Genomic DNA, 24,679 nt, shown 5'->3' on the forward strand with positions numbered 1-24,679 from the left:
ATCTTGTTTTAAACTATAACCTGAATTGCTCGCCCAGATAGACATCCCGAACTTGCTGGTTTGCTAAAACCTCAGCCGGTGTACCTGCAGCAATCAGTTCTCCATGACTTACAATATAGGCAATTTCACAGACATCAAGCGTTTCGCGCACATTGTGGTCGGTGATAAGCACGCCTATGCCTCGTTGGCACAGATGCTGAATAATTTTTTTAATATCTAACACTGAAATAGGATCAACACCAGCAAAAGGTTCATCCAACAGGATAAATGCCGGATCGGCAGCCAGTGCCCGCGCTATTTCCACCCTGCGGCGTTCACCACCGGATAAACTCATACCAAGGCTGTTACGGATATGGCCTATGTGAAATTCGTCCAGTAAGGCATCGGCTTTTTCTTCGCGCTGATCTTCGGTTAAATCTTTTCTGTGTTGCAGAATCGCCAGCAGGTTATCGTAGACGGTCAATTTTCTAAAAATTGAGCTTTCCTGTGGCAAATAACCAATACCAGCTCGTGCCCGGGCATGGATAGGATCAAAAGTGATCTCGTTATCGTCCAGTGTAATTCGGCCTTTGTCTGAGGGAACCAAACCAACGATCATATAAAAGGTGGTAGTTTTTCCAGCCCCATTTGGGCCAAGCAATCCAACAATTTGTCCCGCATTTACTTCCAGACTGACGTCTTTGACCACCTGACGGCCTTTGTAACTTTTAGCCAGATGGGACGCGATTAACTTCATTATTCTTTTCCCTCAGGGCTGAACACTGTGGTAACTCTTTCGGTCTTTTTACCGTCAGATTCAGCTTCCAGTTCCTGTTTTTCCAAATTGTATTTAATGATAGCGCCTTGCACCATACTACCATTCTGGCTTAGTTCCGCATTGCCTGTCAGCACCAGCGTACCTTCGGCGACGTCATAACGAATTTCATTGGCTTTGGCTTTTATAGGTTTTTCGCCATCCAGCATTTGGGAATAACTAGCAGGTTTACCCGAGGCAATAAATACTTCCTTGCCTTTACCCGCAGTAGCTAGCACTTCAAGTTTATCCGCTTCAATCAGCAGGCTACCCTGTTGTACCTTGACGTTGTCAACAAAGGTCATGACTTTGTCTTTAATAGAACCAAACTGGCGATCTGAGCCTACCTGAATTTCTTTTTTAAAATCGTCAGGGCCCGCCAAGCAAAAGCCACTGAATGCGAGACAAAGGCTGAGTAAAATAATGTTACTTTTCATTGTAATAAACCGTTTTTGTATGCTGTTTCAACTCAATATTCTGTTCGTCCAAATCGGCCAGCATGCCTTTACCTGTGATTTGAAAACCCAGCCCGAAAATCCGTACCTGCTCATTTGACTGCAGGGTATTTGTGTTGAACACAAGCTCAACCGCGTTAGTTTCTATTCGTGTGAACAGTGGATCTGGCGACATGTTACGCAACTCCACTCTGTGTTCAAGAATGAGTTTATCATCAGGATAAAGCACAGCCTGTTCGCTTGTCACTTGCCATAATGGCACTTTCTGCTGATAAATGGTGTAGATAGGGAAATCAAATTGTAAAAAGCCAAAACGTTCGAAGTGTTCCATACGTTGCGCACGGATCAGATCCGATAGATGGCCTTGTTCATCGTAAATCATGCGGGTCAGGTTCACAGCCACATAGTCAGGCTGATTATCCTGAGTCTCTGGTGCAGTCTTGTTGTCTTGCTCAAGTAATTGCCAGCTGTAAAAACCAGCTGCAGCGGCCACAACAAGAATTAACCAAAAAAACTGACGGATCATGTACTACTTCCTGAGAATTCAGCAAATTTGCCCTGACTGATCAGTAGCAAATCACAAAGTTCACGCACTGCTCCAAAGCCACCAGGTAAAGTACAACGGTAATCAGCATGCAAACACAGATAAGGATGAGCGTCCTGCACCGTAACACTTAAACCACAATATTGCATCACAGCCCAGTCTGCCAAATCATCGCCAATGAAGGCAATTTCTGAGGCTTCGAGTTTGAGATTTTGTTGGAGTTCAGCGAAAGCCGCCAGTTTATTTTCCTGACCCTGGTAAATATATTGCACCGTGAGTGAGGTCATACGCTGTTGTACTATCACAGAATCGCGGCCGGTAATGACCGCAACTTCTATACCTGCATGACGTAAGGCTTTAATGCCGTAACCATCACGGGTGTGAAAGGCTTTTAACTCCTCGCCCTGATTACCCATATAAATTCGGCCATCAGAAAAGACACCATCTACATCACAAATCACTAATTTGATCTGTCTGGCTTTGTGTTCTATCTCTGGGCTTACCACCTGATACATCTGGGTAAATAAACTGGACATCAGATCACTCCTGCTTTTAACAAGTCATGCATATTCAATGCACCTACAGGTTCTTTTTGCTCGTTTACCACAATAAGACCATTAATTTTGCGTTGCTCCATAATTTGAAGAGCTTCTGCTGCCAGCATAGCAGGTTTGGCTGTAACACAGTTTTTGGTCATCAGAGTGGCTATACTGGCTGTGTGTAAGTCGACCTGCTGATCAAGGACCCGACGTAAATCGCCATCGGTAAATAATCCTACGAGTTTGCCTGAATCATCCACCACAGAAGTCATGCCTAAACCTTTGCGGGATATTTCCAATAAAGCTTCTTTCAGACTGACTTGCTGATGCACAACAGGCAAGGCATCACCAAAATGCATTACATCTTCTAAACGCAGTAACAAACGCCGACCCAGACTGCCACCCGGATGGGACAACGCAAAATCATCCGCAGAAAATCCACGCACATCTAAAAGCGCCACGGCTATTGCATCACCCATCGCCAAGGTCGCAGTGGTACTGGCTGTTGGTGCCAGGCCTAAGGGACAAGCCTCCTGTTCAACCCGGACACAGAGGTGAACATCAGATAAGGTTGCTAAAGTAGAGTCTGGTCTACCTGTCATTGCGACCATTCTAATACCGCGACGTTTCAGTACTGGCACTATAGTCAGTACTTCAGCAGTTTCACCCGAGTTAGAAATCGTGAGCACTACATCGTCAGTCGTAATCATGCCCAGATCGCCGTGACTGGCTTCAGCCGGATGAACGAAAAAAGCAGGGGTGCCTGTTGAAGCCAGGGTAGCCGCAATTTTATTGGCGATATGGCCTGATTTGCCCATACCAACTACTATCACCCGCCCTTTGCAGTCGTACATCATTTGGCAAGCCATATTAAAACTTTCGTCTATGTAAAGAGCGAGTTGGGTAACAGCCGCTGCTTCAATCTTTAATACCTGCAGGGCCTGAGGGCGAAAGTCCAGAGTCATGCAAAATCCCCATCAATTAGTCGTTGCTTGTTTTTTCGAATGATCATAGAGATAGCTCAAGCATTAAGCTGCGATTCATTTTCAGCGCGGCACACTTTGCGGCCATATAGAAACGGATATTTTCGTGTTTATTAGGATTAAATGCAAAAGAATAAGTAAAACAAAGTAATTATTCTGTTTTTGCAATCAGTTGTTACTATTTTTTATAAGGTTGTCGTTGTGAAAAACCTATACAATGGGCGGCTTTTACTATTCCGTTTGGCTTGAAGTCGCTACTGTGCCTAGGTATATTGCGCGCCTTTCATCTGAGCGATAAGCGTTATTGTTTTTAAATGAGGATCAACGTGTCAGATATTCTGGTAGACATTCAGCACCTGACGTTTAAACGTGGTGACCGTGTGATCTATGATGACATGAGCATGCAGTTTCAGCGTGGAAAAGTGACGGCCATTATGGGCCCGAGCGGTATTGGTAAAACTACACTTTTACGTTTGATTGGTGGTCAGTTAAAGCCAGAGCAAGGAAAAATTCTGATCAACGGCCAGGATATACCTCAGTTGAACCGCAAAGATTTGTATAAAGCCAGGCAAAAAATGAGCATGCTGTTTCAAAGCGGCGCCATGTTCAGCGATATGTCGGTTTACGACAATGTCGCCTTCCCAATTCGTGAGCACACACGCTTGCCTGAAGAAATAATTCGCCTGATGGTACTGATGAAATTAGAGGCTGTAGGCTTGCGTGGTGCCCGTGATTTAATGCCAGCCGAACTCTCTGGCGGTATGGCTCGTCGTGCTGCATTAGCTCGTGCTATAGCGCTGGACCCTCAGCTTATTATGTACGATGAGCCTTTTGCGGGGCAGGATCCTATTTCTATGGGGGTGATAGTACGTCTGATCCGTTCTTTGAACAATGCGCTGGGTCTCACTTCTGTAGTTGTATCGCATGACGTGAATGAAGTCATGAGTATTGCTGATTATGTCTATGTGGTCGCTGAACAAAAAGTCATAGGGCATGGCACGCCGGAAGAGCTGAGAGCTCATCCTTCCGCTCTGGTACAGCAGTTTTTACAGGGAGAGTCTGATGGCCCTGTGCCTTTCCACTTTAAAGCAGCCAGTTATAGTGCTGAATTAATGGAGTTAGCCAAGTGATAGTGGATAAGTTACAGCAACTCGGACAAAAGAGTATTGCTAAAATTCAAGGCATGGGCCGGGCAACTATTATGTTGTTTGGTGCTTTAGTCGCCTGGCCAACACCACGTAAAAGCTTCCCTTTATTGTTGAAGCAGTTGTATGTGGTTGGTGTGTTGTCTTTGTTGATCATTCTGGTGTCAGGTTTGTTTATCGGCATGGTGCTGGCATTGCAGGGTTACACAGTGCTATCGAAATTTGGCGCTGAACAAATGTTAGGCCCGCTAGTAGCTTTAAGTCTGTTGCGAGAATTGGGTCCTGTAGTGACAGCTTTGTTATTTGCCGGCCGGGCTGGTAGCGCTTTAACAGCTGAAATTGGTTTGATGAAAGCGACTGAGCAGTTGTCAGGTATGGAAATGATGGCTGTGGATCCGCTGCGCCGTATTATCGCGCCGCGTTTTTGGGCTGGCGTGATTAGCATGCCACTGCTTGCGATGATATTTACTGCCGTAGGCATTTTAGGTGGTCATCTGGTGGGTGTGGACTGGTTAGGGGTAGATGGCGGCGGTTATTGGTCTGCCATGCAAGCCAACGTTGATTTCCAGCAGGATATTATGAACGGCGTGATTAAAAGTGCTGTGTTTGCTTTGATTGTGACCTGGATAGCCTTACATAAAGGCTTTGATGCGGTGCCGACCTCTGAAGGCATTAGCCAGGCCACCACACAAACTGTGGTGACATCTTCTCTGGCGGTCTTAGGTTTTGACTTTATATTAACAGCAGTAATGTTTGGTGGATAAAAAATGACATCTCGCAAAATCGAAGTGTTGGTAGGTCTATTTGTTGCGCTGGCTATAGCAGCTTTTATGTTGTTATCCCTGAAAGTGGCGAACAGCGGTATGGCGGGATCTGGCGAAACTTATATGTTGTATGCCAAGTTTGAAAACATTGGCGGCTTAAAAGTGCGTTCGCCTATTAAAGTGGGTGGGGTTGTAGTTGGCCGTGTACGCTCCATTAATCTGGACACTGAAGAGTATTCTCCTGTAGTGGCGATGGAAATTGATAGTCAATACAACAATTTTCCAGAAACCAGTTCTGTGGCTATTTTGACCTCAGGTTTGTTGGGGGAGCAGTATCTCGGATTACAGCCTGGTTTTGTTGATGAAACTGTCTCTATTTTGAAAAGTGGTGATTATGTAGAAGACACTAAGTCGGCTATTGTGCTGGAAGAGTTAATAGGCCAGTTCTTGTTTAACAGAGGAAGTAACTAAGCATGAAAAATTTGTTTTTAAAAATTGCAGCTATAACTCTGCTCTCTTTTGGATTCGCTGCTCAGGTGTGCGCTGCTGAAGTTAAAACTTACAACGATCCTTACAAAATGATTGAAGCTGTGGCCGATCAGACGTTTCGTCGTATTGCCAATGATCAACCTGTGATCGAAAAGAATCTCGAGCATTTGCGGGTTATAGTGAACGAGGAATTGGTCCCTTATATTGACAGTCGTTATGCCGCTTTCCGAGTGATTGGTAACTACATTAAACAAACAAAAGAAGAAGATCGTGACGCTTTTGTAGTGGCTTTTAAAGATTATATGGTAGCAACCTATGCTGGGGCATTAACTCAGTATAAAAATCAGAAAGTGATTTTTGAACCTGCCCGTGCTGTGGGTAGCCAAAACATTATTACTATTAAAACTCGGGTGATTGACCCTGGTAAACCAGATATCAATATCGAGTTCAAACTACGCCGTGCTAAAGACTCTGAAAACTGGCAGGTCTTTGATATGGTGGCTGAAGGTATCTCTTTGTTAGACAGTAAAAGAGCAGAGCTTGGCAATCTGATCCGCCAACAAGGATTAGCCAGTGTCACCTCATTGTTAGTGGAGAAGTCAAAGGCTCCTATTACAGCGCCTATGCAGGGTAATAATGCTAAAAATTAGTCAACAACAACAGACACTGTTATTTTCCGGCGCGTTAGACCGGGATACTGTGCCTACACAGTGGCCCTTTAAGTTATTAAAAAACTTAAAAGGCACTGTGGTCTTTGATTTCAGCCAGTTGGCTCTGGTGGATACTGCAGGTCTTGCATGGTTACTCCATCAGATCGCACAGGCTAAAAAGCTTGGTTTAGCTATCCAAATGTATCATGTACCAGAGCAATTAATTTCTCTGGCCAGGTTGTCTGATGTTTTGGCTTTGTTGCCACTGGTAGAAGAGGATAAAGGCGATGCAGTGTAATGAAATTGAACAGCTGTTAACTGAAGAATTGAAACTCGCTGAAGTTTATGTAAAAGCTGAAGGCAGTCATTATGCGGTGACTGCCGTTGGAGACTGCTTCGAGGGCATTAGCCGGGTGAAACAGCAACAAATGATCTATGCCCCTTTGATGGCAGCTATTGCTGATGGTAGTATTCACGCCGTTTCGATAAAAACCTTCACGCCGACTCAATGGCGTCGTGAAAAATTACTTAACCCACCTGTATAGTAGTTAAAGATGCAACAATTTCTGGTTTCAGGCGGCGCCACCTTAAAAGGTGACGTTGTTATTTCCGGCGCTAAAAACGCCGCACTCCCTATTTTATTCGCCACTATTCTGGCTGAACAGCCCTCGGTGCTGAGCAATGTTCCGGTTTTAAAAGACATTGATACCACCTTTAAATTGTTGCGTATTTTTGGTGCTGAAGTCAGCCGTGATGGCCATCAGGTGACAGTGGATGCTACAGCTATCCACAGTCAGATGGCGCCGTACGAGCTGGTGAAAACCATGCGTGCTTCTATTTTAGCTTTAGGGCCTTTGTTAGCCCGTTTTGGCCATGCTGAAGTATCGTTACCAGGCGGCTGCGCTATAGGTGCTCGTCCAGTGAATTTGCACATCGACGGTTTACGCAAAATGGGCGCTGAAATCACTGTAGAGGCGGGTTATATTAAAGCCAAAGCAAGCCGCTTGCACGGTGCACATATTTTTATGGATATGGTCAGTGTCACTGGCACTGAGAATCTGATGATGGCTGCTGTGCTTGCTGATGGTTTAACCATTATTGAAAATGCTGCTCGTGAGCCTGAAGTGGTGGATTTAGCCCGTTACCTTATTGCTATGGGGGCTGATATTCAAGGCGCAGGTACTGATACTATTCGCATTACGGGTAAAGAGACGCTGCATGGCGCTTGCCATACAGTGTTACCAGATCGCATTGAAACCGGTACTTTTTTAGTGGCTGCTGCTGTTACAGGTGGGGACGTGACCTGTTTAAAAGCTTCTCCTGCTGAGCTGGAAGTGGTGCTTGAGAAATTGCGTGAAGCTGGGGCTGAAGTAACAACGGGATCAGATTGGATCCGTCTGAATATGACTGGGCGGGCACTAAAATCTGTTAACGTTAAAACTGTGCCTCACCCTGGTTTTCCTACTGATATGCAAGCGCAGTTTACTGTGTTGAATGTGGTTGCAGAGGGCGTGGGTATGGTGACAGAAACGATTTTTGAAAATCGCTTTATGCATATACCAGAGTTGCAACGCATGGGAGCTGATATCCAGCTGGAAGGCAACACAGCACTGATTAAGCACAGCGACAAGCTGACAGGTGCTCAAGTGATGGCAACTGACCTGAGAGCTTCTGCCAGTTTAGTCATTGCAGGCTTAGTGGCTGAAGGGGAGACAGTGGTCGATCGTATCTACCATATAGACCGGGGTTACGAACAAATAGAGCATAAGCTAAAAGGTTTAGGTGCCAATATCCAGAGGATCAATGCTCCTGCCTGATCGGTCGCTTTAAATAAAAAGCCAGTGCTTAGTCACTGGCTTTTTATTTCAGTTTGCTGGAACTGCCTTAGTTTAGTTCCCTGATTACCACCGGCACAGTCAACGCCTTGCCATTCCGTTCAATCGACACAATTAGGGTGGTATCTGGTTGTGTTTCCGCAATCAAATCCAGCGCATGATGCACGCTGGTTAAGGTAACACCATTAATTTTCTGTAATATATCGCCAATTTCTAAACCAGCTATAGCGGCAGGGCTTAAGGGTTCTATGGCGCTGATTTTGACACCAAATAAAGTTTGAGCAGTGGAGATCATCGGATCTCCGGAAGGATTGACTACAGGATCGCCACTAACGCCTAGATATCCTCTAATCACACGACCGTGTTGGATTAGTTTCTGCAATACATTACTGGCTAAGTGATAGGGTACCGCAAAAAATATCCCCTGGATGTCCTGATTCCGTTGGCGCTGAAAGGCGGCTGTATTGATACCCACTAATACGCCGTTACTGTTAATTAAAGCCCCGCCTGAATTGCCTGCATTAATAGCTGCGTCCATTTGCATAAAGTCGGCATAGCCGTTTGCTGGACTCAAACCACCACGCCCTGTTGCGCTGATCACACCCTGAGTAATAGCTTGCCCCAGGTTAAATGGGTTACCTATAGCCAACACCACATCGCCAACCTGAGGCTCTAAGTTATCATCTTGCGGGATTACAGGAAGATTGTCGGCTTCAACATATAATACAGCTAAGTCAGTTAATTGATCCTGGCCAATTAAAATGGCATCAAAAACCCGACCATCTTGCAAAGCTACCGAAATCTGGTCCGCTCCGTAGACCACATGGTAATTGGTCAGCACATAACCCTGAGCATTCATAATGACACCAGAACCTAATTCCTGGCGTTCTATAGTTCTGCTTTGGTAAGAGCGAGGGTCCTGAGTTGTACTTTTTGTATAAACATTTACAACAGCTGGGGCTGCGGCTCGCACAGCTCTGGAATAAGACACGGGTGCAGGCAGAGCTTCTTTTTTCTGCCAGAAATTAAGGTTTAATCCTTGGTTCTGATCGAAAAAAACCAACCACAGCATAGCGAGTGCAAGGCCGTAAGCAATGCTTTTTAAGAGACTAATCAGAAGTTTGGGCACAGGGTGACGTTACGAAACAAAAAAGATTTTGCAAGCATAACACTAAATCCGAAGATGCAGTAGCAAGCCGAAGGCTTGCTACTGCAAAAATTTAACGTATTAATACATAAAGAATACGATTACCACGTTGTACTTGCAGTGCAATAATGCCGGTACTTTTACCTAACTGTTCACGTAGTTCTCTGGTGTTATTTACTCTGCTGCGGCTGACACCAATAATGACATCACCTTTTTCCAGGCCTAAAGCAGCTGCCGGAGAACGGGCGGTCACTTCATCCACGACTATGCCATTTTCACCGTCCGGTGTTTTACCATCAGTTAAACTGGCACCTTCAAGCATCGGATGTAGCACTTTCGCTTCAGCTGTGGCTGCTTCTGCGGCTTCCAGCGTCACTTTCACTGTAAGCGCTTTATCATCCCGCAAAATACCTAAAGCTATTTCTTTGCCTACACCCAGAGTTGCAATTTTGGCGCGAACTTCAGTGAAAGACTCGATCTTTTTACCATTCAGATGGGTAATAATATCACCGCTTTTCAGGCCAGCTTTATCGGCTGCTGAGCCTGGAATCACTTCTTGTACCCAACCACCTTTGCTGGTTTTAGTGTTCATGGCTTTAGCTATTTCAGCGTTTAAATCACCGCCACGTACACCTAAGGCCCCACGACGCACTTCGCCATATTCAATAAACTGCGCTACCAGGTTTTTCATCATATTGGCAGGAATAGCAAAGCCTATACCTATATTGCCGCCATTAGGCCCAATGATCGCTGTATTGATCCCTATCAACTGGCCTTTAAGGTTGACTAAAGCGCCGCCTGAGTTGCCGCTATTGATGGCTGCATCGGTTTGAATAAAATCTTCATAACCCTCAATACCTAAACCACCGCGGCCTAAAGCACTGACAATACCTGAAGTGACGGTTTGACCTAAGCCAAAGGGGTTGCCTATGGCTACAGTAAAATCACCTACTCTTAAAATATCTGAATCTGCCAGTTCAACCTGGGTTAGATCTTCAGCTTCAATTTGTAGCAACGCTATGTCGCTTTCTGGATCTTCGCCAATTTTTTTCGCTTTATAGCTACGACCATCTTTTAAGGTCACTTGAATATCGGAGGCTTCATTGATCACGTGATGGTTGGTTACCACATAGCCTTTTTTCGCGTCAATGATGACACCTGAGCCTAAACCTCGGAAGGGTTGTTCTTGACGTAACTCGCCCCGGCGGCCCAAAAATTGTTCCAGTCCACCAGGTAAACGTTGACGAACTTCTCGGCTGCCGGCAACAGAGATATTCACTACAGCTGGAGTGACATTCTCCAACATGGGAGCCAGGCTTGGCATTTCCTGATCGCCAGCACCAAAAAACGGCAGCTTGGCATGAGCTGGCACGGGTTGCGCCAGCAGAAAAGCGGCTAAAATACTGACAGTAACTAAAGATAACTGCGACTTCATATAGGTAATGCTCCTTTATACGTACAACGCCACTGTACAGATGACGCCACTAAGAATGCTTTACCAGTCGAAAAGTTCAGTTGTCTGATGAGTTTCGTTCAGTTTTATTTTTCATTAAGCCACTGGCGGTATTGGAATAATCCAATGGCTGATAGGATGGTTCATCCTTCACTTTACGACGCTCATCCAGTTTATGGATCGACTGGCGTATTTGTGCCGTAGTATCCGCTGAGAAATAATTCAGTTCGCTACGGTTGTCAAAAGTTGGTCTTTCGATCAACTGCATCTTGGTCTGAGCCATATGGCGGGCAATTTTTTCGTAGTTCTCGTGAAGCTGACTCATCAGTTGATGAGTGGTCTCTACGTGCTCTGTAACATCGCTACGATATTGCTGCAGCTGTTGTTTGGTTTCGTTTAGCTCCACCTGAAGTTTGCTTTGATTAAATTGACGCAAACAGTACAAGCGGGTTGCCACTATGCCAACCACTAAGCCAGCTACTAACCAGGCCAAGGCAAAAGTAACAGTCATAACAACTCCTGAAAAATTAGTTAGTTCAACAATAGTTTAACCTATCTTCTTATCCAGAGTGGTAAGGCATGTTACTATTACGACCATTATTTAGGGTTCACTGGGTTATTTTTCAATATCTGGCATGATTACACCACTGCAAAAATATCAACAAGACCTCCAGCGCGAAGATTTTCTGTTTGATGCGGCCCAGCAAAATGCAGTGCAGCATCTGGAACGTCTGTATCAGCAATTTGTGCAGGACGAACCGGTAAAACAAGGTTTTCTCGATAAATTGTTAGGCAAAAAAGCAGAAATAAAGCCACTGAAAGGTCTCTATTTCTGGGGCGGCGTAGGCCGGGGTAAAACTTATCTGGTCGATACCTTTTACGAATGCCTGCCGACTAACCGTAAACTTCGGATTCACTTTCACCGCTTTATGCACAAAGTACATCAGGAGTTAAAATCTCTGCCTGGTGTGTCTGATCCATTGAAAATAGTGGCCGATCGTTTTAAAGCTGAAACTGATATTTTGTGTTTTGATGAATTTTTTGTCTCAGATATTACGGACGCGATGATTTTAGGCACCCTGATGCAGGAGCTGTTTGCCCGCGGTATCACGCTGGTTGCCACGTCCAATATAGAGCCAGATGGTCTGTACAAAAACGGTCTGCAAAGAGCTCGATTTTTACCTGCGATAGCGCTGATTAAACAACATACTGAAACTGTCAACGTCGATAGTGGTATTGACTACCGGCTGCGCACTTTAACTCAGGCTGAAATCTATCATTCGCCGCTTGATACCAAAGCTGACAGTAATTTGGCAGAGTATTTTCTAGCTTTGTCGGTTGAACCTCGACAGAGCGACGCCAAAATTGAAATCGCAGGCCGTACTTTAACCAGCCGCAAAGAAGCCGACGGTATTATCTGGTTTGATTTTCCGGAGCTGTGCGAGACAGCCCGCAGTCAATATGACTATATGGAACTGAGTAAGTGTTATCACACAGTCTTACTGTCCAATGTGACCCAGATGGGGCAAACCCGTGACGATGTCGCCAGACGTTTTATTGCGCTGGTCGATGAGTTCTATGAACGCCACGTCAAACTGATTATTTCTGCTGCAGTGCCGATGGAACAGCTCTATACAGAGGGCATTTTATCCTTTGAATTTAAGCGCTGTTTAAGTCGTTTGCAGGAAATGCAGTCAGAGGATTATCTGGCGAGACAACATTTACCGTAATTTTTTCTGTAAATGGCTGTTTTTTATCATTGGTTACTATATAATCCGCGCCCGGCCCACGTTACAGCCTGAAACTGCCGTAGCCTGGCAGTTTATGTACTCGAAGGGGTGCGATAAGCGACACAATGAAGATTGTGTTAGGTGTAACAGTGTTATTTTTTTTGGGTAGTTTTTAGATGAAAACTTTTACTGCTAAGCCAGAAAGCGTTCAACGTGACTGGTTCGTTGTTGATGCAACAGGTAAGACACTTGGTCGTATCGCAACTGAGATCGCTCTTCGTTTACGCGGAAAGCACAAACCAGAGTTCACTCCACACGTTGATACCGGTGATTACATCATCGTTGTAAATGCTGATAAAGTGACTGTCACTGGTAACAAAGCAAAAAACAAAATGTACTACTCTCACAGTGGTTTTCCAGGTGGTATCAAAGAAATTAACTTTGAAAAACTGCTTGTGAAGAAGCCGGAGATGGTATTGGAAGCAGCCGTGAAAGGTATGTTGCCTAAAGGTCCTCTGGGCCGCGCTATGTTCCGTAAGTTAAAAGTATATGCAGGCGCCGAGCATCAACATGCTGCTCAGCAACCGCAAGTTTTAGATATCTAATCGGAGCAGAACATGGCAACTAATCAATATTACGGTACTGGTCGTCGTAAGACCTCTACAGCTCGTGTATTCATCAAAGCAGGTTCAGGTAACATCGTTATCAACCAACGCTCTATCACTGAATACTTCGGTCGTGAAACTGCTCGTATGGTTGTTATGCAACCATTAGAGTTAGTGGAAATGGTAGGCAAGTTTGACTTATACGTCACTGTTAAAGGTGGCGGTATTTCTGGTCAGGCTGGCGCAATCCGCCACGGTATCACCCGCGCTCTGATGGAGTTCGACGAGTCTCTGCGCCCTGCATTACGTAAAGCTGGTTTCGTCACTCGTGACGCCCGTAAAGTTGAACGTAAGAAAGTGGGTCTGCATAAAGCTCGTAAGCGTCCACAGTACTCAAAACGTTAATTCGTTTTTTGTTGCAAAAAACCCGGTCTTGTACCGGGTTTTTTATTTAATAATTCAGTAGAATTTTATCTCTAAAGAAGGTTGCAGTCTTGTTCAGCTCTGTTGCCGTTCTCTTTTTATGTTTTACTATTTAAATGTCTTTATTAGTCGCCACTTTTGTTACTTGTAACGTATACACTCACCATAACGAGCGGTGAGCTTGAGCGAGCAGGCCTTCTTCAGGCAACATTTCTTTTAATGTTATGTCATGACACTTGCGCTAGCTCATATCAGAAATGCCTTTTTCGGGTTAAAACATGGTGATGCAAAGTTTTACTGACTATTCTGGTTCGGTACTTCGTCGAAAAACTAGTGTCATCACAAAGAGAATTCGGCTAAATCCTTGTGTAAAGCAGGGCTTTTCATTATGATCCGCCGTATTTTTCAACTTATAATAATCGCTGTAATTCAGCCGCTTAAAATATCAGTATTTAAGCGTTTAACGTGGAGATGAGTGGATGAGCAATGCGCCTGTAGATCATGGTCGCCGTCGCTTTCTGACCATAGCAACTTCTGTAGTTGGTGGGGTTGGTGCGATTGGAGCTGCTGTTCCCTTTATTGCTTCCTGGAATCCGAGTGAAAAAGCTAAACAAGCTGGTGCTGCAGTCACCGCCGACATTAGCAAACTCGAAGACGGGCAGTTAATTCGGGTTGAGTGGCGTGGCAAGCCAGTATGGATCGTTAAACGGACTCCAGCTATGTTGGAAACCTTAACTAATTTCGATGATAAACTTCGTGATCCAGCGTCTGAAGACCCGCAACAGCCTGATTACGCAAAAAATACTCACCGTTCAAAAAAGCCAGAAATTTTTGTAGCTGTGGGGATCTGTACGCACCTTGGTTGTTCTCCAACCTATATTATGAAAGATTTTGAAGCTCAGGTTGAAGGCATGCCTTCTGGTTTCTTCTGCCCATGTCACGGTTCAACTTATGATATGGCAGGACGGGTATTCTCTGGCGTCCCGGCACCTAAGAACTTGATGATTCCGCCTTATATGTTTGTCGATGACACCACCATTTTAATAGGTGAAGATGAGGGGACAGCTTAATGTTTAAAAACTTTATGAGCTGGATTGAGTACCGCATGCCATTTATGGAGAAAATGAATCTCCACGTGATGCAGTACCCGGCACCGAAAAACTTTAACTTCTGGTACTTTTTTGGCTCTTTAGCCATGTTAGTACTGGTGAACCAAATCCTCACCGGTATCTGGTTAACGATGAACTTCGTGCCAAGTGCTGAAGGTGCATTCGCTTCTGTTGAATACATCATGCGTGATGTTGAGTACGGCTGGTTATTGCGTTATATGCACTCTACCGGGGCATCTGCTTTTTTTGTTGTGGTTTACCTGCACATGCTTCGTGGCATGATGTATGGCTCTTACCAGAAACCACGGGAATTGCTGTGGATCTTCGGTATGCTGATTTTCTTAGTCTTAATGGCTGAAGCTTTCATGGGTTACTTATTACCATGGGGTCAGATGTCGTTCTGGGGTGCTCAGGTTATTATCTCTATCTTCGGTGTTATTCCGGTGATTGGTGATGATTTAACGCTGTGGATCCGTGGTGACTACGTCATTTCTGGCGCAACCTTAAACCGTTTCTTTGCTTTACACGTTATTGCTTTACCACTGGTATTAGTGGTTCTGGTATTCCTGCACATCATTGCTTTACATGAAGTGGGGTCAAATAACCCGGACGGTATTGATGTAAAACGTGAAAACAACGGCGAAAAAATTGAAAACAACGTCTCTGACAAGTTTACTTTCCATCAGTATTTCACCAAAGGTGGTAAGAAGATTATCGTTGATGCTATTCCCTTCCACCCTTACTACACAGTGAAAGACATTGTGGGTGTTGTGGGTTTCTTGTTTATTTTCTGTTTTGTAATTTTCTTTGCACCTGAAGGTGGTGGTTACTTCTTAGAGCCGCCAAACTTTGAACCTGCAAACCCAATGAAAACGCCTGACCATATAGCGCCAGTTTGGTATTTCACTCCTTTCTACGCCATTTTACGTGCTGTGCCTGATCAGCTGTTTGGTGCGATCTTTATGTTCCTGGCTATTCTGTTCCTGGCCTTGTTGCCTTGGTTGGATCGTTGCCCTGTGCGCTCTGTCCGTTACCGCAGCACTTTGCACAAAGCGAACCTGGTTAATTTCTGCATCAGCTTTGTCGCCTTAGGTGTGCTAGGTGTATTACCAGCGACGCCGTTTTATACCTTGTTAGCGCAGATTTTCTCTTTCACTTATTTTGCTTACTTTGGCCTGTTATGGTTTTACAGCAAAAATGAGAAAACCAAGCCGTTGCCAGTGAGGTTATCCTAATGATTAAAACGTTATTTACTGTATTGGCGCTGGTAGTATCCAGCGCTGCTATAGCCGCAGGTTCAACAGTACCTCTGGACAAAGCACCTATTGATCTCACGGACAAGGAATCGCTGCAACGTGGTGCCCGTATATTCCAGAACTATTGTCTGGGCTGTCACCAGATGGAATACCAGCGTTATTCACGTACCTTCCGTGATTTAGGTATTCCTGACGATATTGGTATGGAGACCTTAGGTTTCACGGCCAATAAAGTGGGTGACCATATTAAAAACGCCGCTCCTAAAGCGGATCTGGCAAACTGGTTTGGTGCTGCCCCACCAGATTTAAGCAACGTGGCTCGAGTTCGTGGGCCAGACTGGTTGTACACTTATATGCGTTCATTCTACGTGGATCCAAGCCGTCCATTTGGCGTGAACAACGAAGTGTTCCCAATGGTAGGTATGCCACATGTGTTACAGGAGCTACAGGGCATTCCTTACAAAGCTACTGAAACACGTCTGGTCGATGGTGTGCCAACAGAAGTGAATGTAGGTATTAAAACTGATGGTTCAGGTGAGTTAAGCACTGAAGAATACGACAGTACAGTGGCTGATTTGGTGAACTATCTGGAATACGTCGGTGAGCCTTCCAAACTGGAATCTCGTAGCTTAGGTGTTAAAGTTCTGATTTTCTTAGGTATCTTCTTTATCTTCGCTTTCCTGCTGAAGAAAGAGTACTGGAGAGATGTCCACTAAGGACACAGATGTTAGCCTTTTAAGGGGCCGAGAGGCCCCTTTGTATTTTTGCTTATAACCGGAGGATCCTATGGCGATTTCTGCCAACAGACGTGCTGTGATGACCTTGTTTTCAACAGCCAATGACATGTACTGTCATCAGGTCAGAATGGTACTGGCGGAGAAAGGCGTCACAGTCGATATTATGCAGGTGAGTACAGATAGTCTGCCTGAAGATGTCTACGAGGTTAATCCTTATGGTTCTTTGCCTACTTTGATGGACAGAGATTTAGCTTTATTTAAAGCCGATATTATTAACGAATACCTGGACGAGCGTTTCCCGCACCCACCATTGATGCCTGTTTATCCTGTAGCACGTGCTAATGCACGTTTAATGATGCATCGCATTGAAAAAGACTGGTATGGCTTAGCAGACAAAATTCTGAAAAATGCCCCAGATGCAGCTATTGCACGTCGTGATTTACGCGAAGGTTTGCTGGCCATGGCGCCTTTATTCCAAGAGCATCCTTATTTTATGAGTGAAGAATATAGCCTGATTGATTGTTATCTGGCGGCTTTACTCTGGCGTTTGCCAATGCTCGATATTGAACTGACTGGAGCCGGCAGCAAGTTATTACAAACTTATATGACCCGTATTTTTGAACGCGATGGCTTTCAGCAATCGTTAACTGAAGCCGAACGTGAAATTCGTCGGGGGCACGGTTACTGATGGAGATGACCCCGAATAAGCCTTATTTAATCCGGGCTTTTTACGAATGGATAGTGGATAACAATTTGACCCCTTATCTGGTGGTAAATGCTGCTATTCAAGGCTGTAAAGTACCAACTCAACATATTCAGAACGGCCAGATTGTGCTGAATATTCTGCCGTCAGCAGTAGGCAATATGTTAATGGGTAATGATGTGATTACCTTTAACGCCCGTTTTGGTGGTAAACCTTTTGCGCTGACTGTGCCTATCAAAGCTGTGCTGGCTATTTATGCCCGCGAAAATGGTGCAGGCACTATGTTTGACGCAGAAGAAGATGGCGATGATGATTTTCATCATTTGGACGCTATCTCAGGTAGCGAAGAGATGGAAAGCGACGCTCAAACGCCGCCTGATGATGAGCCTACTGATCCCAACCAAGGCAAAAAAGTCTCTCATCTGCGTATCGTGAAATAAGCTGACAGTGTGCTCATTTCATTAAATCTTCATAGCATCTGAGCTAGATCAGCTCGGATGCAACCTGCCAGAATGCTCTTAATAACGGCTCATGCAGTCGCTTTGACAAAGTACACAAACCTAAATCAAAAGGCGCAAATTCATCGCCTTGAGTTAAATATCTGACTCTGTCTCTGGCAGGGCTTTGCTGGGCTACTATAGCAGGCACCAACGCCACTCCCGTGCCTAAAGCCACCATACTGACCATAGCTTCATGACCCTCTACTTTAGCTACGACCTTGGGCTCCGCAATACGGGCTTTGCGCCATAGCTCAAAACGACTTCTGACCGGACCATGCTCAGGCAAAATAAAAGGTACTGAGTCCCAAGGAATAGGGCTTTGATTGAGTAGATCGTTGGTTTTACAGGGGATCACTGGTGCTATCAGCTGCAGCGGTACCTTGGCTATGCTGCGAAACGCCATGTTCAGCGGGAAATGCTCTGGATACACAGCGAGCGCTATGTCGGCTTCATCTTGTTTTACTTTCTCCAATGCAGCTGACGCGTCTCCGGTAATCAGCTTTATTTCAGCCAAAGGGCACACCAAGCGGAATTTATCCAATATAGCCGGAAGGTGACTAAAGCTTGCTGTGACAGTGCAAAACAGCCGGATTTCACCACTTAATGACGCACTGGTCTCGCTCAGATCAATTTGTAGTTGATGCCATTGTTCTAAATAACTCTTCACAAAAGCCTGTACTTTCTGGCCCGCTAAGGTTAGCCGCACTGACCTATTATCCCGCTGAAACAACTCGACGTTTAACTCTTCTTCCATACGTTGGATCACACGGCTTAGGGTAGAGGGGCTGACATACATTTGTTCGCTGGTACGGGCGAAGTTCAGGCTGCTGGCCAGATGCAAGAAAAGCTGAGCGTTGCGAATATCCACTTAGGTATAAATCCTGTGTTGCATAAAGTGAAATACTATATTGTGAATATATCACTTCACGCAATCATTGCACTGTTTTATTCTCAAAGGCATCAAAACAGTGCATGACTTCTCTGCCCTGTTACGCTGAGCCCATAGTTAGCCAGCTAAAGAATTCGTTGGGATTTGTTATGAGTAACTACTTCAATACATTAAATTTGCGTCAGCAGTTAAAACAGTTAGGTAAATGCCGTTTTATGGCCAAAGAAGAGTTTGCTAAAGGCTCTGATTTATTAAAAGGCTGGAAAGTGGTGATTGTAGGTTGCGGTGCTCAGGGCTTAAACCAAGGCCTGAATATGCGCGACTCAGGCATCGATATTTCTTATGCCTTGCGTGCTGAAGCTATTGCCGCCAAACGTAAGTCGTTCCAAAACGCTTCTGACAATGGTTTTAAAGTGGGTACTTACGAAGAGTTAATCCCAACCGCAGATTTAGTATTAAACCTGACGCCGGATAAACAGCATACCTCTGTTGTAAAAGCTGTGATGCCATTGATGAAACAAGGTGCAACTTTAGCTTATTCGCACGGTTTCAACATTGTTGAAGAAGGTACACAAATTCGTAAAGACATCACTGTAGTGATGGTGGCGCCTAAATGCCCAGGTACTGAAGTACGTGAAGAATACAAACGTGGCTTTGGTGTACCAACGCTGATTGCAGTGCATCCTGAAAACGACCCTAAAGGTTTGGGTTTAGAAATTGCCAAGGCTTATGCTTCTGCAACTGGTGGTGATCGTGCCGGTGTCTTAGAGTCGTCTTTCGTCGCTGAAGTGAAGTCCGATTTAATGGGTGAACAGACCATTTTATGTGGCATGTTACAAACCGGCTCTATTCTGGCGTATGACAAGTTAGTGGCTGAAGGTGTCGAACCTGGTTACGCCGCTAAGTTAATCCAGTTTGGCTGGGAAACTGTGACTGAAGCTTTAAAGCACGGTGGCATCACTCATATGATGGACCGTTTGTCGAACCCGGCGAAAATCAAAGCTTATGATTTAGCTGAAGAATTAAAAGTAACTTTACGTCCGCTGTTTGAAAAACATATGGACGATATCATCAGCGGTGAATTCTCCCGCACTATGATGGCCGACTGGGCCAATGATGATAAGCAGCTGTTCGGTTGGCGCGAAGAGACTCGTCAATCTGGTTTTGAAAACGCACCTGTTTCCAGCGAGCAAATTCCAGAACAGGATTACTTCGACCGCGGCATTTTGTTTGTCGCTATGGTGAAAGCTGGAGTTGAGCTGGCATTTGAAACCATGGTTGCTGCAGGTATTGTTGAAGAATCAGCGTACTACGAGTCACTGCATGAAACGCCTTTGATCGCCAATACCATAGCGCGTAAACGTTTGTATGAAATGAACGTGGTGATTTCTGACACCGCTGAATATGGTAACTATCTGTTCAGTAACGCTGCAGTGCCGCTGTTACGTGATTTCGTCAACACGCTGAGCACCGAGTATGTGGGTAAGGGCTTAAGCTCTGCTGCCAATGGTGTCGACAACATTCGCCTGATTGCTGTGAACGAAGCAATACGCCAGCACCCTGTAGAGCTGGTTGGCAAAAAGTTAAGGGGCTATATGACCGCGATGAAAAAAATCGTCGGTTGATAGATTAATCCCAAGTACCGAGTTTTTACGTGGACCTTGGTTGTTTGCCCGGCTTTTTGCCGGGCTTTTTTTTATTCGCAGCCATCCATGGCGCTCACCCTGTCGGGCCATCGTCGCTTTGCTCCGATGTTAAAAATTGCTCCTGCAATTTTTTGACCTTCGTACTTGCAGCCGCAGCGTTGTTGACTGCAACAGTAATTACTTTGGTAAAGTGTGCTGAACGCTATGCAAAACCCGGTGTATGCTGGCAGCAATCTTAAGGGGGACAACAATGAAATCTATAGCTTTAGTAGCACATGATGGGAAAAAGGCTGAATTACTGGCCTGGGTTAAAGAACACTCAGAATTTTTCCAGGATAAAGAACTGATAGCGACAGGTACTACGGGCCGTTTACTGAATGAGGCATTAAACAAAGAGGTTTTATGTCTGGCCAGCGGTCCTTTGGGTGGCGACCAGCAAATTGGTGCTTTAATTGCCGAACAGAAAATTGACTGGCTGGTGTTTTTTTGGGATCCGCTGTCGTCTCAGCCTCATGATCCTGATGTAAAGGCGCTGATCCGTTTAGCTGTGGTCTGGAATATCCCTGTGGCCTGTAATAAAGCCACAGCGGATTTCATTGTTACATCAAAATTAGTAGGGCAAGACTATCAGCGCACTGTGCCGGACTTTTCCGCCCACAACAACAGATTGCGCTGAGTCTTTCACCGTTAAGTTAAAAGCCTGTCAGTACCAGTTTGCCAATAGTTTGTTGGCTTTCCAGCATCTGATGGGCCTTACGCAGATTTTCAGCGTTAATTTTGCCAAAGTCTGAGTTCAGGGTGGTTTTTAACAAGCCAGCATCGACCATATCCGCAACCTGTTGTAATAGCTGCTGCTGAGCAATCATATCTTCGGTTTGATACAAAGATCGGGTAAACATTAGCTCCCAGTGCAGCGACAAACTTTTGCGTTTCATTGGTCTTACATCAATTGGCTCTGGATCATCAATCAGTGCCAGTTTGCCCTGAGGTTTGATCAGTTCTAGTATGTCATTAAAGTGCTGTGCAGTGTGGGTAAGGCTGATCACATAATCGACTTCCGGCTGACCAAGTGCATTCAATTGTGCTGCCATAGGTTTTTTATGATCCAATACTAAATCTGCACCTAAGGTCTTTACCCATTCACTAGTCTCTGATCGTGATGCCGTACCAATCACCTTTAACTGAGTTTTTTGCCGTGCCAGTTGCAACAGCACTGAGCCTACGCCGCCGGCAGCGCCAATCACTAGCAGAGATTTGCCTTTAGTGTTATGTTCATTCAGTTCAAACCGGTCAAATAACAGCTCCCATGCTGTGATAGCTGTTAACGGCAGAGCTGCGGCTTCGGTAAAACTTAAGCTTTTTGGCTTAAAGCTGACAATACGCTGGTCCACCAACTGAAACTCGCTGTTTGAACCAGGTTTATCAATAGCACCTGCGTACCAAACTTCATCACCTGCTTTAAAGTTAGTCACTGCACTGCCCACTGCTACCACGACACCGGCAGCGTCCCAGCCTAACACTCTTTGCTGGCCTTGGGTGTCGGCGTTACGGCGGATTTTGGTATCGACCGGATTCACAGAAACTGCTTTTACCGCAACCAGCAGATCATGTTCGCCTGGTGTTGGGGTAGGTAACTCTGCGTCGTACAAAGATTGCGGATCTGTAGCTGGTAAATTCTGGCTATACACTATGGCTTTCATCTGGATACTCCATTGGATTAATAGAGCTAGTGTAAAGGCGCTGACTATTTAGAAAAATATGCTAGATTTGGATTCAGTTTCAAAAATAACTTGATAATGATGCTTAGAACCGATGATTTACAGCTTTTTGTATTAACAGCTGATTTAGGCTCTATTTCCGCAGCTGCACGTGAGCTGGACCTTTCGCCTGCGCTAGCCAGTGTGGCGTTAAAACGGTTGGAGCAGCAGTTGAATACTCAACTGCTTTTGCGTTCTACCCGCAGTTTGAGATTAACCACAGCAGGTATGGCCTACCTGGATTATGCGCGTCAGGCGATCCAGCTATTGGGGCAAGGTCAGCAGTTATTGCAACTAGGTAAAGAACAGTTATCCGGTGAGCTGACATTGTCTGTACCCTCGGATTTTGGTCGTAACAACCTGGTGCTGTGGCTGGCGGAATTTCAGCAACAACATGCTAAACTGCAGCTGAAAATCCGTGTCAGTGACAGGCTGGCTGATTTAGGTCGTCAGCCTGTGGATTTGGCTCTACGTTATGGTGAGCCTAAAGACTCGCAGCTGATAGCTATGCCTTTAGTGCCGGATAATCATAGGGTGCTTTGCGCTTCCCCTGATTATATCCGCCGTTGTGGCGCTCCAGAGCGACCACAAGACATTAGCTCGTATCAGGTGTTACAGCTGGTATTGGGTGAGGCAGTGCATAGCAAATGGCAGTTCTGGCTTGACGGGCAATTGCAGCAGGTTCAGGTGCGTGGTGCTTTAGTGGCAGACGACGGTGACGTGGTGCGGCGTTGGGCTGTGGCTGGTTTAGGTATTGCCTATAAGTCCCGTTTAGATATTCTATCCGACTTACGCTCTGGTGCTTTGGTGAAGTTGTTACCTGACTATCAAACTGAACAAGCGCCTTTGTACTTGCTGGCTGTGCAGCGTCTGTCTTCCTCTCCTGTGCTAAAAGCTTTATCAGAGTTTTTGCTGCAAAAGCTGCGGCAGCATTGGCATGAGTAGAGAGTGGCAAGCTTCAACAATAAAGGATGAGCACAGATGACGTGGTTAAACAATGAGGTTTTAGAAGGCGAATTTGTCCGGTTGGAACCTATGGCGCTGGCGCATATAGCAGATTTGCAGCAAGCTGTTGCTGATGGTGAAAGCTGGAAGCTCTGGTATGCCATGGTGCCGACAGTGGAAGAGATGCCAGCTTATGTGCAAGAGGCTTTAGACAGCAAAGTGATAGGGGATTCACCTTATGTAGTGCGTTGCAAAGCCACAGGCCAGATAGTTGGTACCAGTCGTTATTATATGGTAGATGCAAAGAGCAGAAGGGCTTTAATTGGTTACACCTGGTATGCAGAATCTGTCAGACGCACAGCCATAAATACTGAAGCCAAGTTTTTGTTATTAAGTAATTTATTTGAAAAGCATCAGGCTATAGCCGCAGAGTTTCGCACCCACTTTTTTAATCACACCTCACGCAAAGCCATAGAGCGTTTAGGTGCCAAAATGGACGGTATCTTGCGCCAGCATATGATTTTAAAAGATGGCTCAGTACGTGACACTGTGGTCTATTCCATCATAGCGGCAGAATGGCCGACGGTCAGACTGCATTTATTGGCCAAATTAGGCCGTGACTAAGGCGTCAAATGTAGGATGCAATCGCCACGAAGTGGCATTGCATCATGCAACATAGAATTAGAACATCAATCCAGATAACTCTTTTAAATACAAAGGCGTAGCCGGGTGCTGGCTTAATTCAAAACACAAAAATGCCGTCAGGAAGATACTAACTAAAGAACCCCAAAACCAGTGGTGTTTAGGTTTGTCTTGCACTTTGTGCTGCAAGTATTTTTTCAGCAAGTAGCTGCTTAATACGGCCAATAGTACTGAGCCTGCCAGCAAAGTGTAAAACAAAGTCAGGTTGGTGCCTTTGAGTTGCCAGGCGACACCAGCCAGAATACCTGGCAGGAAATAAGCCACAGGCCACAACAAACAAGCCAGGGTTGCTGCCGGAAAGTAACGTGATGGCGGTAACTGCAACATACCGGCTAACAAAGGTAATAAAGGCCGGCTCGGACCAATAAAACGCCCTGCCACTATTGCCAGCCAGACATTATTTTCTAAAGCGCCGCTGATTTTATTCAGCTCTTTTTGCTGACGGGATAACCAGTTCCAGCTTTCTAATTGAGGTCTGAACTTACGTCCAGCCAGATAAGACAATGAATCCCCAACTAACCCCGCCACTGTTGCAGTCAGGCAGGCAGTCCAAAAATCCATTTGTTCAGCACCAATCAATACACCAAAGCTAAACATCAAGGCTGTACCTGGTACCAGCAAACCTAATACCGCCACAGATTCGGCAAAAGTCAGCAAAAATAAAATCAGCAGGGCATAAGCCTGATAGTCAGTCAGCAGCTGCTGTAACCATTGTTCCATCTGTTACTCACATGGATTGAGAAAAGCCTTTGTTCAATTAGTATCAGGGCTGAGGTGGTCATATTCAAGCAACTTTGCCGCCAGAACCACAAAGAGATCAGATAAATATGTTGGTGAATAGAGATGTTATATTGTATCATTTCAGCGTTTTCTTTATCGA

30 protein-coding genes are annotated in these 24,679 nt (G+C 45.2%); 19 read left to right on the forward strand and 11 right to left on the reverse strand.

The genetic code is table 11. The features are described 5' to 3' along the window. Nucleotides 1-13: 13 nt before the first annotated feature. The 5 genes from lptB to EMM73_RS03010 are packed head-to-tail and all read right to left on the reverse strand — an operon-like array spanning nucleotide 14 to nucleotide 3,296. Nucleotides 14-736 carry an LPS export ABC transporter ATP-binding protein gene (lptB, locus tag EMM73_RS02990; RefSeq protein WP_127684970.1) on the reverse strand — a complete coding sequence of 241 codons (723 nt, stop codon included), beginning with the start codon at nucleotides 734-736 and terminating at the stop codon, nucleotides 14-16. Then, complete coding sequence (gene lptA, locus EMM73_RS02995) at nucleotides 736-1,230, reverse strand: lipopolysaccharide transport periplasmic protein LptA (RefSeq protein WP_127684971.1); 495 nt, start codon at nucleotides 1,228-1,230, stop codon at nucleotides 736-738. Before lptA ends, lptB begins: the two co-directional genes overlap by 1 nt. Beyond that, a complete protein-coding gene (gene lptC / locus EMM73_RS03000; RefSeq protein ID WP_127684972.1) occupies nucleotides 1,220-1,774 on the reverse strand; it encodes an LPS export ABC transporter periplasmic protein LptC in 555 nt (184 codons plus the stop codon). The genes lptA and lptC overlap by 11 nt, the downstream gene beginning before the upstream one ends. Next, on the reverse strand, nucleotides 1,771-2,328 hold the full coding sequence (kdsC, locus tag EMM73_RS03005; protein ID WP_127684973.1) for a 3-deoxy-manno-octulosonate-8-phosphatase KdsC: 558 nt from the start codon (nucleotides 2,326-2,328) through the stop codon (nucleotides 1,771-1,773). Before kdsC ends, lptC begins: the two co-directional genes overlap by 4 nt. After that, complete coding sequence (locus EMM73_RS03010; protein WP_127684974.1) at nucleotides 2,328-3,296, reverse strand: KpsF/GutQ family sugar-phosphate isomerase; 969 nt, start codon at nucleotides 3,294-3,296, stop codon at nucleotides 2,328-2,330. The genes kdsC and EMM73_RS03010 overlap by 1 nt, the downstream gene beginning before the upstream one ends. A gap of 332 nt (nucleotides 3,297-3,628) precedes the next feature. On the opposite strand from EMM73_RS03010, the gene EMM73_RS03015 reads away from it, so the two are divergent. Genes EMM73_RS03015 through murA form a run of 7 tightly spaced genes read left to right on the forward strand, consistent with a single transcriptional unit; the run spans nucleotide 3,629 to nucleotide 8,179 of the window. Next, nucleotides 3,629-4,444 (forward strand): ATP-binding cassette domain-containing protein, encoded by an 816-nt coding sequence (locus tag EMM73_RS03015; RefSeq protein ID WP_127684975.1) that lies wholly within the window; start codon nucleotides 3,629-3,631, stop codon nucleotides 4,442-4,444. After that, complete coding sequence (gene mlaE / locus EMM73_RS03020; RefSeq protein ID WP_127684976.1) at nucleotides 4,441-5,223, forward strand: lipid asymmetry maintenance ABC transporter permease subunit MlaE; 783 nt, start codon at nucleotides 4,441-4,443, stop codon at nucleotides 5,221-5,223. Before EMM73_RS03015 ends, mlaE begins: the two co-directional genes overlap by 4 nt. 3 nt (nucleotides 5,224-5,226) lie before the next feature. After that, nucleotides 5,227-5,694 (forward strand): outer membrane lipid asymmetry maintenance protein MlaD, encoded by a 468-nt coding sequence (mlaD, locus tag EMM73_RS03025; RefSeq protein WP_127684977.1) that lies wholly within the window; start codon nucleotides 5,227-5,229, stop codon nucleotides 5,692-5,694. A 2-nt stretch (nucleotides 5,695-5,696) separates the two neighbouring features. Further along, the gene (locus EMM73_RS03030) at nucleotides 5,697-6,362 is read left to right on the forward strand and encodes an MlaC/ttg2D family ABC transporter substrate-binding protein (protein ID WP_127684978.1); all 666 of its coding nucleotides are present in this window, start codon (nucleotides 5,697-5,699) and stop codon (nucleotides 6,360-6,362) included. After that, entirely contained in the window at nucleotides 6,349-6,660 is a 312-nt protein-coding gene (locus tag EMM73_RS03035; protein ID WP_127684979.1) for an STAS domain-containing protein, read from the forward strand. Before EMM73_RS03030 ends, EMM73_RS03035 begins: the two co-directional genes overlap by 14 nt. Beyond that, on the forward strand, nucleotides 6,650-6,907 hold the full coding sequence (locus EMM73_RS03040) for a BolA family protein (RefSeq protein ID WP_127684980.1): 258 nt from the start codon (nucleotides 6,650-6,652) through the stop codon (nucleotides 6,905-6,907). The genes EMM73_RS03035 and EMM73_RS03040 overlap by 11 nt, the downstream gene beginning before the upstream one ends. A gap of 9 nt (nucleotides 6,908-6,916) precedes the next feature. Beyond that, nucleotides 6,917-8,179, forward strand: coding sequence for a UDP-N-acetylglucosamine 1-carboxyvinyltransferase (gene murA / locus EMM73_RS03045; RefSeq protein ID WP_127684981.1), 1,263 nt, complete (start codon nucleotides 6,917-6,919; stop codon nucleotides 8,177-8,179). 67 nt (nucleotides 8,180-8,246) lie between these two features. On the opposite strand, the gene EMM73_RS03050 is transcribed toward murA, so the two are convergent. The 3 genes from EMM73_RS03050 to EMM73_RS03060 all read right to left on the reverse strand — a co-directional run bounded on the left by EMM73_RS03050 (nucleotide 8,247) and on the right by EMM73_RS03060 (nucleotide 11,308). After that, entirely contained in the window at nucleotides 8,247-9,269 is a 1,023-nt protein-coding gene (locus EMM73_RS03050; protein ID WP_222422582.1) for a trypsin-like peptidase domain-containing protein, read from the reverse strand. Nucleotides 9,270-9,417: 148 nt separating this feature from the next. After that, entirely contained in the window at nucleotides 9,418-10,779 is a 1,362-nt protein-coding gene (locus EMM73_RS03055) for a Do family serine endopeptidase (RefSeq protein ID WP_127684983.1), read from the reverse strand. A gap of 76 nt (nucleotides 10,780-10,855) precedes the next feature. After that, on the reverse strand, nucleotides 10,856-11,308 hold the full coding sequence (locus EMM73_RS03060; RefSeq protein WP_127684984.1) for a Z-ring associated ZapG family protein: 453 nt from the start codon (nucleotides 11,306-11,308) through the stop codon (nucleotides 10,856-10,858). Nucleotides 11,309-11,432: 124 nt separating this feature from the next. Between EMM73_RS03060 and zapE the strand changes: the two genes are divergently transcribed. The 8 genes from zapE to EMM73_RS03100 all read left to right on the forward strand — a co-directional run bounded on the left by zapE (nucleotide 11,433) and on the right by EMM73_RS03100 (nucleotide 17,800). After that, complete coding sequence (gene zapE / locus EMM73_RS03065; protein WP_222422583.1) at nucleotides 11,433-12,527, forward strand: cell division protein ZapE; 1,095 nt, start codon at nucleotides 11,433-11,435, stop codon at nucleotides 12,525-12,527. A gap of 176 nt (nucleotides 12,528-12,703) precedes the next feature. Beyond that, nucleotides 12,704-13,132, forward strand: a complete 429-nt coding sequence (rplM, locus tag EMM73_RS03070) for a 50S ribosomal protein L13 (RefSeq protein ID WP_008899944.1) — start codon at nucleotides 12,704-12,706, stop codon at nucleotides 13,130-13,132. A 12-nt stretch (nucleotides 13,133-13,144) separates the two neighbouring features. Further along, on the forward strand, nucleotides 13,145-13,537 hold the full coding sequence (gene rpsI, locus EMM73_RS03075; RefSeq protein WP_008899943.1) for a 30S ribosomal protein S9: 393 nt from the start codon (nucleotides 13,145-13,147) through the stop codon (nucleotides 13,535-13,537). A gap of 497 nt (nucleotides 13,538-14,034) precedes the next feature. Beyond that, entirely contained in the window at nucleotides 14,035-14,625 is a 591-nt protein-coding gene (gene petA / locus EMM73_RS03080) for a ubiquinol-cytochrome c reductase iron-sulfur subunit (protein ID WP_127684985.1), read from the forward strand. Beyond that, nucleotides 14,625-15,899: a cytochrome b gene (locus EMM73_RS03085; RefSeq protein WP_127684986.1), complete on the forward strand. Its 1,275-nt coding sequence runs from the start codon at nucleotides 14,625-14,627 to the stop codon at nucleotides 15,897-15,899. Before petA ends, EMM73_RS03085 begins: the two co-directional genes overlap by 1 nt. Continuing rightward, nucleotides 15,899-16,636, forward strand: a complete 738-nt coding sequence (locus EMM73_RS03090) for a cytochrome c1 (RefSeq protein WP_127684987.1) — start codon at nucleotides 15,899-15,901, stop codon at nucleotides 16,634-16,636. The genes EMM73_RS03085 and EMM73_RS03090 overlap by 1 nt, the downstream gene beginning before the upstream one ends. Nucleotides 16,637-16,706: 70 nt before the next feature. Next, the gene (sspA, locus tag EMM73_RS03095; RefSeq protein WP_127684988.1) at nucleotides 16,707-17,345 is read left to right on the forward strand and encodes a stringent starvation protein SspA; all 639 of its coding nucleotides are present in this window, start codon (nucleotides 16,707-16,709) and stop codon (nucleotides 17,343-17,345) included. Further along, nucleotides 17,345-17,800: a ClpXP protease specificity-enhancing factor gene (locus EMM73_RS03100; RefSeq protein ID WP_222422584.1), complete on the forward strand. Its 456-nt coding sequence runs from the start codon at nucleotides 17,345-17,347 to the stop codon at nucleotides 17,798-17,800. The genes sspA and EMM73_RS03100 overlap by 1 nt, the downstream gene beginning before the upstream one ends. A gap of 43 nt (nucleotides 17,801-17,843) precedes the next feature. Here EMM73_RS03100 and ilvY read toward each other — a convergent pair whose 3' ends face one another. Then, complete coding sequence (gene ilvY, locus EMM73_RS03105; protein WP_127684990.1) at nucleotides 17,844-18,728, reverse strand: HTH-type transcriptional activator IlvY; 885 nt, start codon at nucleotides 18,726-18,728, stop codon at nucleotides 17,844-17,846. Between the two features lie 170 nt (nucleotides 18,729-18,898). On the opposite strand from ilvY, the gene ilvC reads away from it, so the two are divergent. Beyond that, the gene (gene ilvC / locus EMM73_RS03110) at nucleotides 18,899-20,374 is read left to right on the forward strand and encodes a ketol-acid reductoisomerase (RefSeq protein WP_127684991.1); all 1,476 of its coding nucleotides are present in this window, start codon (nucleotides 18,899-18,901) and stop codon (nucleotides 20,372-20,374) included. Nucleotides 20,375-20,645: 271 nt separating this feature from the next. Then, nucleotides 20,646-21,071 carry a methylglyoxal synthase gene (locus tag EMM73_RS03115; RefSeq protein WP_127684992.1) on the forward strand — a complete coding sequence of 142 codons (426 nt, stop codon included), beginning with the start codon at nucleotides 20,646-20,648 and terminating at the stop codon, nucleotides 21,069-21,071. Between the two features lie 16 nt (nucleotides 21,072-21,087). Here EMM73_RS03115 and EMM73_RS03120 read toward each other — a convergent pair whose 3' ends face one another. Next, complete coding sequence (locus tag EMM73_RS03120) at nucleotides 21,088-22,095, reverse strand: zinc-binding alcohol dehydrogenase family protein (protein ID WP_127684993.1); 1,008 nt, start codon at nucleotides 22,093-22,095, stop codon at nucleotides 21,088-21,090. A 96-nt stretch (nucleotides 22,096-22,191) separates the two neighbouring features. Here EMM73_RS03120 and EMM73_RS03125 point away from each other — a divergent pair, with 96 nt between their 5' ends. Then, entirely contained in the window at nucleotides 22,192-23,097 is a 906-nt protein-coding gene (locus EMM73_RS03125; RefSeq protein WP_261373309.1) for a LysR family transcriptional regulator, read from the forward strand. 36 nt (nucleotides 23,098-23,133) lie between these two features. Continuing rightward, entirely contained in the window at nucleotides 23,134-23,721 is a 588-nt protein-coding gene (locus EMM73_RS03130) for a GNAT family N-acetyltransferase (RefSeq protein ID WP_127684995.1), read from the forward strand. Nucleotides 23,722-23,778: 57 nt separating this feature from the next. Here the strand turns inward: EMM73_RS03130 and EMM73_RS03135 are convergent, their stop codons facing one another. Continuing rightward, nucleotides 23,779-24,519: a DedA family protein gene (locus EMM73_RS03135; protein ID WP_127684996.1), complete on the reverse strand. Its 741-nt coding sequence runs from the start codon at nucleotides 24,517-24,519 to the stop codon at nucleotides 23,779-23,781. Between the last annotated feature and the right edge of the window lie 160 nt (nucleotides 24,520-24,679).

It is taken from the genome of Rheinheimera sediminis, from assembly GCF_004005375.1.
In the GTDB taxonomy this organism is placed as follows: Bacteria; Pseudomonadota; Gammaproteobacteria; order Enterobacterales; family Alteromonadaceae; genus Pararheinheimera.